15 protein-coding genes are annotated in these 14,510 nt (G+C 54.0%); 4 read left to right on the forward strand and 11 right to left on the reverse strand.

Annotation, left to right across the window (positions count from 1 at the left end; translation table 11 throughout):
* Window positions 1-16: 16 nt before the first annotated feature.
* Window positions 17-1,525: an exosortase A gene (gene xrtA, locus PUV54_RS15575; protein WP_274493258.1), complete on the forward strand. Its 1,509-nt coding sequence runs from the start codon at window positions 17-19 to the stop codon at window positions 1,523-1,525.
* Window position 1,526: 1 nt separating this feature from the next.
* Window positions 1,527-3,410, forward strand: coding sequence for an asparagine synthase (glutamine-hydrolyzing) (gene asnB / locus PUV54_RS15580; RefSeq protein ID WP_274493259.1), 1,884 nt, complete (start codon window positions 1,527-1,529; stop codon window positions 3,408-3,410).
* Here the strand turns inward: asnB and PUV54_RS15585 are convergent.
* Both PUV54_RS15585 and PUV54_RS15590 read right to left on the reverse strand, forming a co-directional pair.
* The gene (locus PUV54_RS15585; RefSeq protein ID WP_274493260.1) at window positions 3,407-4,471 is read right to left on the reverse strand and encodes a GNAT family N-acetyltransferase; all 1,065 of its coding nucleotides are present in this window, start codon (window positions 4,469-4,471) and stop codon (window positions 3,407-3,409) included. The genes asnB and PUV54_RS15585 overlap by 4 nt on opposite strands.
* Window positions 4,464-5,549: a glycosyltransferase family 4 protein gene (locus PUV54_RS15590; protein ID WP_274493261.1), complete on the reverse strand. Its 1,086-nt coding sequence runs from the start codon at window positions 5,547-5,549 to the stop codon at window positions 4,464-4,466. Before PUV54_RS15590 ends, PUV54_RS15585 begins: the two co-directional genes overlap by 8 nt.
* Window positions 5,550-5,722: 173 nt before the next feature.
* On the opposite strand from PUV54_RS15590, the gene solA reads away from it, so the two are divergent.
* Window positions 5,723-6,859 carry an N-methyl-L-tryptophan oxidase gene (gene solA, locus PUV54_RS15595; protein WP_274493262.1) on the forward strand — a complete coding sequence of 379 codons (1,137 nt, stop codon included), beginning with the start codon at window positions 5,723-5,725 and terminating at the stop codon, window positions 6,857-6,859.
* A 9-nt stretch (window positions 6,860-6,868) separates the two neighbouring features.
* Here the strand turns inward: solA and pdhA are convergent, their stop codons facing one another.
* The 7 genes from pdhA to rpmF form a co-directional block, all read right to left on the reverse strand.
* Window positions 6,869-7,870 (reverse strand): pyruvate dehydrogenase (acetyl-transferring) E1 component subunit alpha, encoded by a 1,002-nt coding sequence (pdhA, locus tag PUV54_RS15600; protein WP_274493263.1) that lies wholly within the window; start codon window positions 7,868-7,870, stop codon window positions 6,869-6,871.
* Between the two features lie 94 nt (window positions 7,871-7,964).
* On the reverse strand, window positions 7,965-8,297 hold the full coding sequence (locus PUV54_RS15605) for an FtsB family cell division protein (protein WP_274493264.1): 333 nt from the start codon (window positions 8,295-8,297) through the stop codon (window positions 7,965-7,967).
* A 128-nt stretch (window positions 8,298-8,425) separates the two neighbouring features.
* Entirely contained in the window at window positions 8,426-9,799 is a 1,374-nt protein-coding gene (locus PUV54_RS15610; RefSeq protein WP_274493265.1) for a S8 family peptidase, read from the reverse strand.
* Between the two features lie 261 nt (window positions 9,800-10,060).
* Window positions 10,061-10,522, reverse strand: a complete 462-nt coding sequence (locus tag PUV54_RS15615; protein WP_274493266.1) for a GNAT family N-acetyltransferase — start codon at window positions 10,520-10,522, stop codon at window positions 10,061-10,063.
* Window positions 10,519-11,802 (reverse strand): phosphopyruvate hydratase, encoded by a 1,284-nt coding sequence (gene eno / locus PUV54_RS15620; RefSeq protein WP_274493267.1) that lies wholly within the window; start codon window positions 11,800-11,802, stop codon window positions 10,519-10,521. Before eno ends, PUV54_RS15615 begins: the two co-directional genes overlap by 4 nt.
* A 70-nt stretch (window positions 11,803-11,872) precedes the next feature.
* A complete protein-coding gene (locus tag PUV54_RS15625; RefSeq protein ID WP_274493268.1) occupies window positions 11,873-12,595 on the reverse strand; it encodes a hypothetical protein in 723 nt (240 codons plus the stop codon).
* Between the two features lie 108 nt (window positions 12,596-12,703).
* On the reverse strand, window positions 12,704-12,886 hold the full coding sequence (gene rpmF / locus PUV54_RS15630; protein WP_274493269.1) for a 50S ribosomal protein L32: 183 nt from the start codon (window positions 12,884-12,886) through the stop codon (window positions 12,704-12,706).
* Window positions 12,887-13,111: 225 nt separating this feature from the next.
* Between rpmF and PUV54_RS15635 the strand changes: the two genes are divergently transcribed.
* Window positions 13,112-13,549, forward strand: coding sequence for a hypothetical protein (locus PUV54_RS15635; protein ID WP_274493270.1), 438 nt, complete (start codon window positions 13,112-13,114; stop codon window positions 13,547-13,549).
* A gap of 5 nt (window positions 13,550-13,554) precedes the next feature.
* On the opposite strand, the gene PUV54_RS15640 is transcribed toward PUV54_RS15635, so the two are convergent.
* On the reverse strand, window positions 13,555-13,839 hold the full coding sequence (locus PUV54_RS15640; protein ID WP_274493271.1) for a hypothetical protein: 285 nt from the start codon (window positions 13,837-13,839) through the stop codon (window positions 13,555-13,557).
* Between the two features lie 214 nt (window positions 13,840-14,053).
* A complete protein-coding gene (locus tag PUV54_RS15645; protein ID WP_274493272.1) occupies window positions 14,054-14,479 on the reverse strand; it encodes a DUF6491 family protein in 426 nt (141 codons plus the stop codon).
* Window positions 14,480-14,510: the final 31 nt, after the last annotated feature.

Consider the following 14,510-nt stretch of genomic DNA (forward strand, 5'->3'; position numbering starts at 1 on the left):
GCGAACCGGACCGGCCATGACCGCTTTTGTTTCTGAAATATCCACCGCAAGGCGCAGCGCCTGGGCTCTGCCCGTTTTTACTTACGGCGTTTATGTCACTGCGCTAATCGTGTTGCTGTATCCGACAGCGTCCTCGATGGCGGCGACATGGCTCGGTTCCTCAAGCTATCACCATGGCGTTCTGGTGGCGCCAATTGCGGTATGGATGATCTTGTCCGGGCCGAGGATTACCCCGTCCACTAGTCTGATCGGAGTTATCGGTGTTGTGTTCGCGAGCATGATCTGGATTGCCGGAAACGCTGCCGGCGTCGCCCTAATCGAACAAATCGCTCTCGTAAGCTTGCTCATCGCCGGCGCAGCAGTAAATTTTGGCCGGGAAGCAGTGAAATATTGGCTGGCGCCGCTCTTGTTTCTTTTTTTCATGGTTCCGTTTGGCGCCGCGATCGTACCGCCGCTTCAATATGCTACAGCAAATACAACCGTCTTGATGCTCGGGGCGGTTGGCATGCCCGTCAGTCTCGATGGCATTCTCATTCGCACGCCCGCTGGCCTTTTTGAAATTGCTGAAGCCTGTGCTGGACTGAACTTTTTGCTTGCCGCACTGATGGTCTCGGCTGTCTACGCCATCTCTTTTTTTCGAAGCAACCGGACACGGCTTGCTTTTGTGCTGACCGCCGCCGCTGTCGCGCTCGCCGCCAATTTTCTAAGAGTGTTTTTGCTGATCATGATCGCAACACTCTCCGGCATGAAGATCGCTGTTGGGCCGGATCATCTGGCCATAGGCTTTGTGTTTTATGCTTGCGTCTTCGGTGTTTTGATCTGGATCGGCGAGCGCATGCGGTTGTCGGAAAGAAAGTCGCCTGATCGTTCTCCTTCCATGATGTACAGTCCGTGGCGAAAACTGACGGCTATCAGCGCGCTTTTGCCGATCGCGACTGTTTCGCTTTACGCCGGCGAAGTTGTCAATGCCGATGTAAAACGGAGCGCACCGCAAAGTCTGTCTCCGCTGAACGCGCCCGGCTGGCGGATTCTGGCGGGGCCGGAAAACTGGCGGCCATCGACAACCGCCGATCGTTCATCAGTGGCGACGTATGTGAACCGCGATCAGACGGTCTATGCAGCTCTGAGCTATTTCACTCATGACCGCCGCAGCGCCGAAATCGCCAATTATCACAATCGCGCCTGGGATAATAAGGACTGGCGGAAGATCGGCGTTTCAGAGGAAATGATTTATCTTTTTGGCGATGCGCGCATGACGCTGGTTGACCTTATCGCCGGCCCTGAAGGACGGCGTTTGGCAGCCGTATCGATTTATTGGCGCGGCGATAAGGTCTATAAAGACGCCGGTTCGTTCAAGGTTGCGCAGATGGTCGATAAATTACGCGGGATCAATCCGCCGGGCGGGCAGATTATTATCGCCGCCGCATACCGTTCCGACCCTGCAGAAGCTTTGGCGTCGCTGCGCCCGTTCACACATGAAGTTGAAGATTTCTCCGCATGGCGGCTGCGGAACAAGAACGACTGATATGTGCGGAATCGCCGGCATTTTTGACTTGAAGAGTACGCGCGACATTGATCGCGATGCGTTGCGCCGCATGACCAGCGCACTCAAACACCGCGGACCGGACGGCGAAGGCTTTTATATTGCGCCCGGTATCGGTTTCGGACACCGCCGTCTTGCAATCATCGACCGCGATGGCGGCGCGCAACCGTTCCACGCTCAAACAAATTCCTGCGTGCTGTCGTTTAATGGCGAGATTTATAATTATACGTCATTGGCAAAAGAGCTGTCTCATAAAGTCCGGTTAAAAACGCGATCTGATACCGAGGCCCTCGCCGAAGGGCTTGCTGTAGGAGGCTTGCAATTTATTCACGACCTCCAAGGCATGTACGCGTTTTCCTTTTGGGATCCTTCCAAAAACCTGCTGCTTCTTGCGCGAGACAGGCTGGGCGAAAGGCCGCTTTATTACGCCGAGACCAGTGACGGGTTTTTACTCTTTGCATCTGAGCTGGGTGCACTCATCGCCTCAGAGTTGATCGAGACGAGCCTCGATCCGCGCGCCATTTCCGATTACTTTTTTTATGGATATGTGCCGGATCCGAAAACCATCTATCGCGGCGTCTATAAACTGCCCGCCGGGCACGCCATCAGCGTAAAGCGCAGCGGCGCGGTTCGGCCTGAAAGATATTGGCGGCCGGTCTTTGCATCCGGCGCGCGAATAGACTTCGACGATGCAGCCGGCGCGCTTCGCGAAAAGCTCGACCAGGCCGTCAAGGCGCAAATGATGTCCGATGTGCCCCTTGGCGCCTTTTTGTCCGGCGGCGTCGATTCCGCGAGCATCGTTTCATCAATGGCGCAAACTGGTGGTGAATTAATCGCCTGTACAGTCGGGTTTGATGTGGCGGGCCATGACGAACGAGCGCCTGCATCAGAGATCGCGCAAAAATTCAACGCAACGCATTATCAGGACGTTGCAGCTTGCGATGACTTCAACCTGATCGATACGCTCGCCGCAACATTTGGCGAACCGTTTGCTGACGCATCCGCGCTGCCGTCATATATCGTCTCCAGAATTACTCGCCAACATGTAACAGTCGCCCTTTCCGGCGATGGAGGCGACGAAATTTTTGCGGGTTATCGCCGATATCCATTCTACCTGAACGAAGAAAAAATTCGCCGTCTTGCGCCACTAACTATACGCCGTGCGTTGTTCGGGACGGCTGGCGCACTCTATCCAAAACTTGACTGGGCGCCGCAGCTGATACGATTGAAATCCACTTTTCAGGCGCTCGGGCAATCAAGCGCCGCAGGATATGCGTCAGCTGTGGCGATCAATTTCCCCGGCCGCATTTCCGGTATGTTGAATAAAGAGTTCGTCAGGTCTTTGAGCGGCTACACCTCGCAATCTGTCATTGAAGACGCCATGAACGAAGCTAACTCGGACGATCCGCTGGCGCGCGCGCAATATGCGGATCTGACGACATGGCTTCCAGGCCGGATGCTGACGAAAGTCGACAGAACCTCCATGGCGCACGGGCTCGAAGTCAGGCCGCCCTTGCTTAATCATAGCCTTGTTGAGTGGGCGGGTTTGATGCCCGGCGAGTTTAAACTCAAAGGAGGCGAGCAGAAGCGGCTTTTAAAAGCTGCCTTCTCAACGCGTCTCGGCGCTGACTATGTGAACCGGAAAAAACAGGGCTTTGCACCGCCTCTTTCACAGTGGATGCGCAGGTCCGGTCAGAACCCGTTATCCCGCCTTGAAACGTCCCGCGCCTGGCGCGAATGCGGCATATTTAACGAACACGGCATCGAAAAAATGATGCGGGCGCATCAGAATGGAGTAGCGGACTGCGCTCAGGAATTGTGGAGTGTCATCATGTTTGACGCTTTTTTACGTAATACACATTCCTAATGACGTAGCATTTTTCTTATCTTGTTTCGCCATGTCGGCTGTTCGAGAACAAGCGAAGTGAGCGTCGATTGCTGTTTGCCTAACCGTTGTTTGTATTCAGCGTCGCCAGCAAGCAGATCGTAAATACGAAACCCTTCTTGGCGATAATGCTGTGCGGCGAGGTAGTGCGCAACAAACCCGGGCGCCAGGCGGTTATCGTTTTCATAAAGGAAACCACACTGATAGTTCAGCACCCGATCGCCATGTACAAAATTATACAGGACGGCGATCGTCTGCTCGCCTGCCCTCGCCTCAAACAAATGAACGTCTTGTGGAACGGCGTCCCGTAGACGTTCGTGAAAGGCGTTTAGAGTTCCGTTCTCGAACACGCTTTTTTCACCGCGGTCACGCCAGCCTTGCGCATGCAATTCCGTCATTGTTCTCCAGGGCTGCATAAAATCGGCGCCCGGCTTTATCACTCGGCAGTCAATCGGTCCGCGCTCCTCATAAAGCCGTATCGATCTGTTGATTTTCGTCAGCAGCGACTTGCTGAGGTTTTGTTCAAACGCGGCGCCGATAAGCTCGCAGACGAAAACGGATTGCTCGCGCAGGATACGAGTCTGCCATCCAAAAGTGTCTGCAGCATTTTTTACTGCCTCAGCCATTTCAGCGGTGACATTGCGAAAGACAAAACTATCGGCTTGCGGCGCGGCCTTCATCATAGCGTTAATCGCGGCGATGCGCTTCGCCGCCAGCACGTCATCAGCGCCAAGAAAATCCACATACTCGCCATAGATAGCGTCCAGCGCCTGATTGCCGGAGTCCTGAAACCACGCCTCCTGTTGACCGAGACCGGCATAGCGGCGCGGCGTGACTACAAAAAACCCGAGCAGCTCAGTTATGCTGCCATTGGACGAAGCAACCTTATATAAATCCAGTTGGCTGTCAGCAGTCTCCAGCCACGCCTTCAGCCATGCAGGCGACTGAAAGAAACTGGCGTTTTGCTGCTCTGAATAAAGCACCGTCCACTCCGCTAAGAACTGAGCGCGATCAGTGATCGGGGTAACGGAAATTTCACGCATTCCCGTTCGCCTTTTTTAAATATAGATCGCGATGCGCTTCGATCATTTTATCCAGCGAAAATTCTTCTCTTGCGTGGCGGCGGTTCGCCGCGCCTATTTCAGCTCGTGCCGAGGGGTTCTGAAGAAGGTGCATCAGAGCCTCAACGAAGGCTTCATTGTCGCCCACTCGCGTAATGTATGGCCGATTTTCTTCCGCCACCATTTCAGCGATATCGCCGACATTTGTCGCAACCACGGGCAAGCCGGCCGCCATCGCTTCCATCAGACTAAGCGGCGCCTGTTCCGTGTCGGAAGACAGGGCGAAAATATCAAACTGTGCATAAACATTCGCCGGATCAGCCGTGGCGCCCAGCAGGCTCACTCTCGGGTCAGTTCCGATCAGCTTCGCCAATGCACTCCGTTCAGGGCCGTCGCCGGCTATCCGCAAACGTGCGCGCTTGACATGGTCCGCTTTTACGAACGCCTTGATCAGTCTTGCATAGTTTTTTTCAGGTCTAAGCGCCCCAAGCGAGCCGACAGTCACGCCCATTTGGTCAGATTCCTGTCTGACCTGAAGTCTTTCGATATCGACACCGTTTCTTATGTGCAGCACTTGATCTGGTTTCAGCCGCCAATCCGTGCGCGCAATAGAGAATAAATTCTGCGACGGCGTAACAACGGTGCTGTTTCGCAAGGCAAATCGCCTTGCCACGGCGCGCCGGGCATTGCGCTTGCCCGAAATTTCATCCGGACCAAAACCATCTTCAAAATGAATGTGCGGTTTGCGCGCTCCGGCGCGGTTCGCGACGACCGCTTCTATCGAGCCCCAGTTATAGGTGCACAGGACATCCGGGTTTGTGTTGCTGATAAGTTTTCTAAAAGTCAGGACATTCGTAACGCTCAGCCCATGGGACTTTTTCATTTGATAAGTATTGAATTCAGCCGGAGCATCATCATCGAACAGAGCCCGCGCGGAAACGTCCTCGTCGAGAGACAGGACATAGTGTCTGAATTCGCTGCCCAGTGCGCGCACGAGGGCGGCAAGGCGTGATTGCTGGCCACCGTATCCAAAGCTTGGGAAGACGTGTAATAACGTCACTTTCTCACATCCCGATTTTTGTTGTATAGCCTCGGCGCTCATCCGTCTGATGTGGCAGGTTTCGCGCTGTCCGAAAAGGGTTCAACTCTCGCATCCGACCAGGAAAATACTATAGTGTGTGAGCGTAACCTAAACGACATGTACGAGAGCGAAGTTTAATTCCAGGGTGTCCTTTGGCGGCGAAACTAAAGTGTGCGGTTATAGGTGCAGGCGCTATAGGATCGGCAACGGCTTATGCGTTGTCCCGGCAAGGCGCTGACGTTTGCCTCTACGAGCAGTTTGATTTCTTTCATCATCGCGGCAGTTCACACGGACCGACGCGTCTTTTCCGGACAGCATATTTTGAGCATACTGATTACGTGCCGCTGTTGAAACGCTCGGCGACACTATGGCGTGATCTCGAATTTCAATCCGGACAAACGCTTTACTGCCAAACCGGGGTGATGATGGCGGGCCGTCCCGACAGTCCGTTAATGGCTGGGATTGACTTGGCTGCACGTCAACACAGTCTGGACCTTCCCACGTTTACCGCGTCAGAAGCGAGAACACGTTTTCCGGTTTTCTCCTTTGATGATGATATGATCATACGGGTTGAGAAGGATGCGGGTTTCGTGTGCGCTGACAGAGCAATTGCGGCGTTTCTTACTCTAGCAAAACATCATGGTGCTCAGCTATTGGAACGCCATCCGGTCCTTTCATGGCGGGAAGAGAATAGCCGGATCGTTATTAAAGCGAATGACGAGACGCACGCCTATGACCGGCTGATTATAGCGCCTGGCGCCTACGCTTTTAATTTATTGAAAGATATCGGCGCAGCCGTCACGCCAGTAAGAAAGTCTCTGTTCTGGACTGCGCCAGACGATAATCGTTTTCATACGGACAGCGGGTTTTTACCGTTCGCGATACAGCAGCCCGATGGTCGTTTCTACTACGGCTTTCCCGCAATCGATGAAGATGGCGTCAAAGTCGGTGAACATACCGGAGGGATGCCAGTTAATACGCCTGCTGATGACCCTGAAGAGCTGCGGGTCAAAGACCGTAAGGAAGTCTCAGAGTTTCTGGAACAATACGCACCCGCCCTGAAATCAGACCTCACAAATGAACAAAGCTGTTTATATGAAATGAGCCCTGACGGGCATTTTATTATCGACACTCACCCGGAATGTCCGCAGGTTTCGTTCGCCGCTGGGTTGTCCGGCCACGGCTTCAAGTTTGCCCCTGTGATCGGCGAAGCGCTTGCGGATTTGGCTCTGCAGGGAGTCACACAGGCCGAATTTGATTTTCTGAAACTGTCGCGTTTTCGGCAATAGCACCGAAACTCAGGAAACTTCGGCCAGAATGTCTGTAAAAAGCTCTGAAGGATCAGGCTCAGGGCTTTCAAGGGAAAAGTCAGCCGCTTCCTTCACGATCGCTTTTACTTCTTTGTCCAGTTCCTTAAGCACTGCTTCGTCAGCGTAATTGTTCTCAAAAATCCGCGCCTCACACCGCTTCAGCGGATCATTGTGCTCACGCACGTCATCCACTTCTTCACGGGTCCTGTACTTCGCCGGGTCGGACATGGAATGACCACGATAGCGATATGTCTTCATTTCTAAGATATACGGCCCCTCGCCATTGCGGGCGTGATCGACCGCTTGCCGGCCCGCTTCACGCACGGCCAGCACATCCATGCCGTCGACTTCCATGCCGGGAATGCCGAAAGCAGCACCGCGACGATAAAGATGCGTATCAGAGTGCGAGCGTTTCACGCTCGTGCCCATGGCGTACTGATTATTTTCAATAATGAAGACTACCGGCAGCTTCCAGAGCTGCGCCATGTTCATTGCTTCGAAAACCTGCCCCTGGTTCGAGGCGCCGTCGCCGAAATACGTCAGGCTTACTGAGTCATTGTCGCGATAGCGGTTGGCGAAACCGAGACCGACGCCGAGCGGGATCTGTGCTCCGACAATGCCATGACCGCCATAAAACTCCTTCTCCTTGGAGAACATGTGCATGGAGCCGCCCTTGCCCTTGGAGTAGCCGCCCTCTCTGCCCGTCAACTCCGCCATGACCCCCTTTGGATCCATGCCGCAGGCGAGCATGTGGCCATGGTCGCGGTAGCCGGTGATGGTTTGATCGCCATCTTTCTTTACCGCTTCCATGCCGACGACAACTGCTTCCTGACCAATATAGAGGTGGCAAAATCCGCCGATATGACCCATGCCGTATAGCTGGCCGGCACGCTCTTCAAAGCGGCGGATCATCAGCATATCGCGGTAGTATTGCAGCAGCTCTTCTTTTGTCGCTGTCAGGTTGGACTTGCCGGAAGCGTCAGCAGCCATGTTTGTATTCTCCAAGCGTTCTAGACCGGCCCTTCATAGGCCCGGGAACTATGCTCGGCAAGGCATGAAGCCCTTTGTAATATTTGAGATTTTTCTAACGCTCAGCGTTTTCCAGCAGAAGATTAAGCTCATCTCTTGAAATCACGACGTCCCCGTCGCGAGAATAGCCAAGTACCGAACGAATTCGCTCATCAAGAAGGTCAGGATCCAATGACCGCGAATTCAAAAGATCGGCCCGCTTCTCCAGCGCTTCGCGGCGGATCTCCAAGACGGTCAATTCAGCTTCTTTTTCGCCTGCCTCTCGTTCGAGAGCGGCAAGGCTGCCATAGCCGGTATCGCTGGCGACCGCACCGTAAAGCAGCACGGCGGTCAGGCAGAGAACGAGTGCGGGAAATGCAATTTCGAGAAGGAATTGGCTACGCAACATTTTCTTGTTCTTTTGATTTGGCCTTGCATTCCAAAAGAATCAAAGAAGGTTAATGATTCGTAAAGGCTAACAGAAATCAAAATGAAAACGGGCCCCGCAGGGCCCGTTTTCTTTGGAATTATACCAGCCTATTCCGTTGCAAGATCAGCTCTGACCATACCGTGACCGAAGTCTTGACGGCTTCCGATATTTTCAGCTGTCTGCTTGACACGAGCTTCAACCTGATTGGGCTTCAATCCAGGCTCAGCGTCGCGAACCAACGAGACTACGGCAGATACGTGCGGTGTAGCCATTGATGTGCCGCCCTTCCAACCATAACCAACCGGACAACTTGCTGTTGCCGCACAGACCGGATCCGGCGCTACGATCGAACTTAAAACCAGAAATTCAGCATAGAAGTAGCCATTCACAGGATTTCCGCTGCAAGTGCTGATTTCACCGCAGTCTCCACCCGGTCCCGTAACCGTCAATGGCGCGCCATAGTTTGAGTAGAAAGCGCGGATATCAAACGAGTTCGGAAACGGAAAACGAGGAGCTGGCTGAATGCCTGTCGCGCCTACGTTCATGATTTGCGGAATATCTCCCGGCACATGAATAATGGTGCCGTTGAGATCGAGGGCGCTGTTACCAGCCGAAGCAACCATAACGGTACCCTGCTTGTTCACATAATTAGCAACACGCTTTTCCGCTGCAACATATGTAGCCAACCCATTGGTGCCTTGACCGCCATATTGCGCTGTGCCGCCAAGACTCATTGAAATGACGGAGAACCCTCTGTCAGCCGCATCAACCATTGCCGCCCATCGTGAGTCTGTAAAAGAGCAAACACCACAGTCAGGGATGACCTCAAAAGTATTGTAGCCAGCGAGACCTGCTTCAGGCGCTACGCCGACAACCCGACCTCCATCAAAGGAGGCAGCTGCTGAACCAGCAACGTGTGTCCCATGATCGCTAAGTGAAGGATAAGGATTACACGCGCCGTCAGCAAAGCTTCCCGCTGACGTATAGCAGTCCACGTATACGACATTCGAAGCCAAATCGGGGTGGTTCCATGCGATTCCAGTATCAATGATAGCGATGATTGTATCATGTGAGCCGGTATGTCCGTTCGCCCAAGCCGCTGGAGCGCCGACACGATCTACACCCCAAACGAGACCAGAGTTGTACAGGTCGTCCGCTGCCGTTGGCGTCATGTCCGGTTCTGCCGTAGCGACGGATTCTGGGAGTGTGCTTACTGCCGCAGGGCCTGCATCTTTAACCGCACCGATACTTTTAGCATTTGCCGCAAAGTTAGGGTCGGATGAAGTTGCAACAGCAACACCAACCTGCGGTATTGTTCGCACTAGCGTCCCGCCTGCGGATTCAACTTGTGATGCCAGGTTTCCTGGAACGGAATTCTTACTCTTCATGAGTAGAATATACCGCCCATCATCGGCAAACGCCGCCGTGACGAAACCCGCAGCTCCAATTACTGAAGCTGCCAATATCTTCAAGATTTTCATACTTCCCTCCAAATATATGAAGCGCATAAGTTAGCATGAAAGTTCGATAAAGATACTGAGACTTTTGTAACTTGCAGGAAAGTCTTACTACGGACCTTTATAACGCATGATTATTGCGGGCGATGATATCTTGAATCCAAAAGGATGAGTGAGACTGAGCTTGTCAACCAAAAACGCAGGACTCAAAAAGCAACGATGAGATGTTATAACAATACGGATCGGCATAGGTGTATCCACACAGACCGCATGAGGTTTTGCAGCTTATAAATCCAGCGCCAGCGCCTGATCGCACCGGCGTTCAAGCGCAGCTTCATCGGAGGGTTTGAAGCCAAACTTTTCATAAAGCCCGATGGCTTCTTCCAGAACCCGAGCGGTTTGCAACTCTATTCGCTGAAAGCCCAACTCGCCCGCTTTGCTTATAGCGTGTTTCAGCAATCGCTTGCCATAACCGCGCCCGCGATGAGCGGATTTCAGATACATTTTTCTGAGTTCGCAAGTGGCGCCGTTCATACGCGCAAGCCCTACAGTGCCGATAATTTCGCCATCGGGCGTTTCCAAAACATCGAACGCGCCCTGAGCGTAAAACGCTTCAAGATCATCGAGATCCTTGTCCGTGGTTTTCGGCGCCGGTTCCAGATCATACTCGTTGAGAACCGCGAAAATTAAAGCGCGCACTGCCGCACCGTCTGCATTAGTCGCCGGCCTGATAACAGCGGCGCTCAACGTGTCAGGCTCCGTATTGCAGATCGGCCGGCGTAACGGGCCATCTCCCCCAGTTCCTCTTCTATACGCAGAAGCTGATTATATTTGGCCAGCCGGTCGGACCGTGCGAGTGAACCGGTTTTGATCTGGCCACAGTTGGTCGCCACCGCCAGATCGGCGATCGTTGCATCTTCGGTTTCGCCTGAACGGTGTGACATCACGGCTGTATATCGCGCGCGGTGCGCCACATCGACAGCAGCAAGCGTTTCGGTCAGCGTACCGATCTGATTGACTTTGACGAGGATGGAGTTGGCGCAGCCTTGTTCAATTCCTTGTCGTAATCGTTTCTCGTTGGTGACGAACAAATCATCACCAACAAGCTGGCATTTGTCGCCAACCGCTTCGGTGACGGCGCGCCAGCCGTCCCAATCGTCTTCGGCCATGCCATCTTCGATGGAAACAATCGGGTAGCGGGCGACAAGGTCGGCGAGGTATTTGGCCATACCGTCGCCATCGAGCGACTTGCCCTCGCCTTCGAGTTCATACTTACCGTTCTTGTAAAACTCCGTGGACGCCGCATCGAGAGCAATAAAAACATCCTCCGCCGGCCGGTAGCCGGCTGCTTCGACCGCTTTCATGATGAACCCAAGCGCCTCGTCGGTGGATTTCAGCCCCGGAGCAAAGCCGCCTTCATCACCGACATTCGTGTTGTGCCCGGCATCTTTCAGCCCTTTTTTGAGAGCGTGAAACACCTCCGCGCCCATTCTGAGCGCGTCGGCGAACGTATCCGCGCCAAGCGGCATGATCATGAATTCCTGAATATCGATTGGGTTGTCTGCATGTGCGCCGCCGTTGATGATATTCATCATGGGGGCAGGCAGGACACGCGCGGAAACGCCGCCAACATAGCGATAAAGCGGCATTGCCGACGCCTCCGCCGCCGCTTTCGCCGTCGCCAGCGAAACCCCAAGCAGGGCGTTTGCGCCGAGACGGCTCTTATTTTCGCTCCCGTCGAGGGCGATGAGCGTTTCGTCAATCAGGTTCTGTTCTTCTGCCTCAAAACCCGATAGCGCGTCAAAAATCTCGCCGTTGACAGCCTCGACCGCCTGCAGCACGCCCTTGCCGCCGTAACGGTCGCCGCCATCGCGAAGTTCGTGCGCCTCGTGAGCGCCCGTGGAAGCGCCTGAAGGAACCGCAGCACGACCCATGGAGCCGTCCTCTAGCGTGACATCCACCTCAACAGTTGGATTGCCTCTGCTGTCGATAATTTCACGGGCGAGGATGTCAATGATGGCGGTCATGAAAAAGGCTCCGTAAGCGCGTTACGGAGCCTCTATACATTGCCGCACCTGTTTCGCAACGGCGCGAGGCTTAGTCCGGAACCGATAAGTCCTCATCACAACGGGCGCAGGGTTTGTTTAACCTGCGTTCCTGTGGACTTTGCGGAATCTCTGATCGCGGCGACGCTGGCGAAGCAGGCCTTGGCGGCGTATAGGTCGGCGGCGGCGACTGGTTGTTGCCGCCGGTGTTATTATTGCCGTTGTTGCCTCTGGGCCTGCGTCCCCGGCCATCCCCGCCGCGATTACCACCGCGGTCAGCATCCCGATCACCGCCACGATTTCTGCCGCCTCGATTACCGTCGCCATCTCTACGAGGGCGCCGCGGACGACCGTCATCATTCCACCGCCGGTCCCGGTATCGGCGATCGCGGTTAGGCCGGTTATAGCGCGGGTATCGCTCTATATAAGTGAAGTCGAAATAATAGCCTCGCGACGGTCCCCAGTTGCCATACCGCCCATACCATGGCCACGAGTTGCTATAGCCGCCACCTGCATAAGGCCCGCTTGCATACCCGTAGGTGTCGTACGCGCCCGCAAAGCACCGATTAGCTTCGAACTCGCAGTCGGCATGGCACGCTTCATATTCGCCGGGCGAATTCGCAAACTGTTCACAATAGCGGTAGCAGTCTCCCGCTTCGAGATCACACGAGTCGAAAGCAGTCTGATACGGATATGTAACGCACCCGCTCAGCAACAAAAACAAAAATGCAAGGAAGCCCAGGCGCGGCGCGCTGATCAGTCTTTTCGTCCCCATAATATCCCTCACCGGCCCCGCAGCCAGAAACAAGGATAAAGACAGGAGCCCCCAAATGCAAACGCCGCCCGTATGGGCGGCGCAGTCAAAAATGTAACCTATCCGGTTTTAGTCGTCCTGAGGCTCGATGACCTGACGGCCGCGGTATTTGCCGGTTTTCAGGTCGATATGATGCGGCCGACGCAACTCGCCTGAATCCTTGTCTTCAATATACGTTTCACCCGCCAAACGGTCATGGCTACGCCGCATGCCGCGTTTCGCTGGCGTCACTTTCCTCTTGGGAACAGCCATTTTCAAACCTCAAAATCGGGGCCAGCGCACCAAGCGCAGGCAGATCAACACGAAGCCCGGTCGTCTAAGACAGGACGCCAGGCAATGCAAGAGCCTCACGGCCGATTTTGGGCTAAATCCAACATTACTCGAAAGCCCGCATTTGCAGGTTTCCCTTTCAACGGATGGAAATCCGTTAAGTCTATGATTATAAGGCCTGACTGGGGTTAAATTGGGGTTCGACCTTTGCGCACATCTGTTGATCTGCTGATGCTGGCCTGTTGCGCCACTCTACTTGCCGTTAGCTCTGCCAACGCTGAAGACCTGACTGGACCTGCACATCACAAGGTCTCTGTTGTGGCCTTAGACCCGTTCGTCGACCTTATGGCTGCGGATTTTTACGAAGATCGCTTGCGTTTGTCACAATCGCGACGAATTGAGGCTGAAACGGCGCGCCAGTATCTGGCTCTATCCTCTAGGGATCGCGCCAGGTTTCGAAATGCCCGCAAAGAGCTGTGGCGCAAAATGAGCAAGGCTGAAAAAGCCACGCTGCGCAACGCTAAGCTACCTCAGTTTACTAACCTTACCGAGGCGCAGAAGCAGCCCTTCCGGGAAATCGCCTCACGGGAGCTGGGCGCGGCAACCCTGTTGCCCGTGCTACCCAGCCAAGAAGACGAAATCTGAAAGCTTTAGGCTTGCGGACGCGCCTTGTGCGTCGCGAGATATTCGCGCGCCAGTTTTTGCGCTTCGGCAACCTCTTCCGGCGTCATCTCATTCGCCAGTTCTGCACGATACGCGCGCGCTTCAAGATTGCCTTGCATCGCTGCAAGATTAAACCACTTATGCGCAGTGATCAGGTCAAACTCACCTGTCTCACCACCAGTCGACGCTTCCAGCCCCAGGCGATACATTTCGCTGTCATTCAAAAACGGCTCGACTGCATCAAGCGCGTCCAAATCCATTGCAATGGTCATGATGCGACCCCTTATTTCATCCCCGCCACGCACCCACGCGTGCGGATTAACCATGACAAGGATGAAAGGGGTCTGACTAAAATCCCGTTAATGCAGGATTAGTGAATCATTTACGCATTGGAAATGTTCTGTTAAGTATTGCTGCTTTTTATCCGTATAATGATAAATTAAAAGCGCGCCATGACATCATCGCGCGCTTTTAAAATAATAGCTTTTAGTCGTTTGTATTTTCTATTTTTGAGAGCTTCTCAAAATCGCCAATGCTGCAACTCCCCATCTGCCGGCCGGATGTATCCATGACTTGGATAATGTCGCCACGGCACATTTTTGAAAGCAGTGAGCGAAGCGTATAACGCTGCCACCTGGCGAGGCCGATGCAACGTCCGTTCAACTCATTAAGGTACATGTCGCCCCCGGCCGCCTCGATCAAAAGCGTATAATCATCAGGCGCGTCCGTGTTTCTAATTTGACGCAGTTGCAGGCAGGAAACCACATCGCCTGTCCGTTCGTATTGCGTAAGCGTTTCCTGCGCCCTTTCGCTTTCACGGCTTAGCAGCAATGCGCTTGCGCTCGACGCCATAACCAAGCATGCCGCACCCGCAGCGGAAAGACGCACGATCTGTTTTCTAAAAGTTTTCATTGCAGTTCTCCATTAAACGCAAGCATTCGGC

The sequence above is a fragment of the Hyphococcus flavus genome (assembly GCF_028748065.1).
Taxonomy (GTDB): Bacteria; Pseudomonadota; Alphaproteobacteria; order Caulobacterales; family Parvularculaceae; genus Hyphococcus; species Hyphococcus flavus.

Excerpts from the sequence above, each read along its gene's own strand:
- xrtA (WP_274493258.1), top strand. The coding sequence starts at position 17 with ATGACCGCTTTTGTTTCTGAAATATCCACCGCAAGGCGCAGCGCCTGG.
- asnB (WP_274493259.1), top strand. The coding sequence starts at position 1,527 with ATGTGCGGAATCGCCGGCATTTTTGACTTGAAGAGTACGCGCGACATT.
- PUV54_RS15585 (WP_274493260.1), bottom strand. The coding sequence starts at position 4,471 with ATGCGTGAAATTTCCGTTACCCCGATCACTGATCGCGCTCAGTTCTTA.
- pdhA (WP_274493263.1), bottom strand. The coding sequence starts at position 7,870 with ATGGCTGCTGACGCTTCCGGCAAGTCCAACCTGACAGCGACAAAAGAA.
- PUV54_RS15605 (WP_274493264.1), bottom strand. The coding sequence starts at position 8,297 with ATGTTGCGTAGCCAATTCCTTCTCGAAATTGCATTTCCCGCACTCGTT.
- PUV54_RS15610 (WP_274493265.1), bottom strand. The coding sequence starts at position 9,799 with ATGAAAATCTTGAAGATATTGGCAGCTTCAGTAATTGGAGCTGCGGGT.
- eno (WP_274493267.1), bottom strand. The coding sequence starts at position 11,802 with ATGACCGCCATCATTGACATCCTCGCCCGTGAAATTATCGACAGCAGA.
- PUV54_RS15625 (WP_274493268.1), bottom strand. The coding sequence starts at position 12,595 with ATGGGGACGAAAAGACTGATCAGCGCGCCGCGCCTGGGCTTCCTTGCA.
- rpmF (WP_274493269.1), bottom strand. The coding sequence starts at position 12,886 with ATGGCTGTTCCCAAGAGGAAAGTGACGCCAGCGAAACGCGGCATGCGG.
- PUV54_RS15640 (WP_274493271.1), bottom strand. The coding sequence starts at position 13,839 with ATGACCATTGCAATGGATTTGGACGCGCTTGATGCAGTCGAGCCGTTT.
- PUV54_RS15645 (WP_274493272.1), bottom strand. The coding sequence starts at position 14,479 with ATGAAAACTTTTAGAAAACAGATCGTGCGTCTTTCCGCTGCGGGTGCG.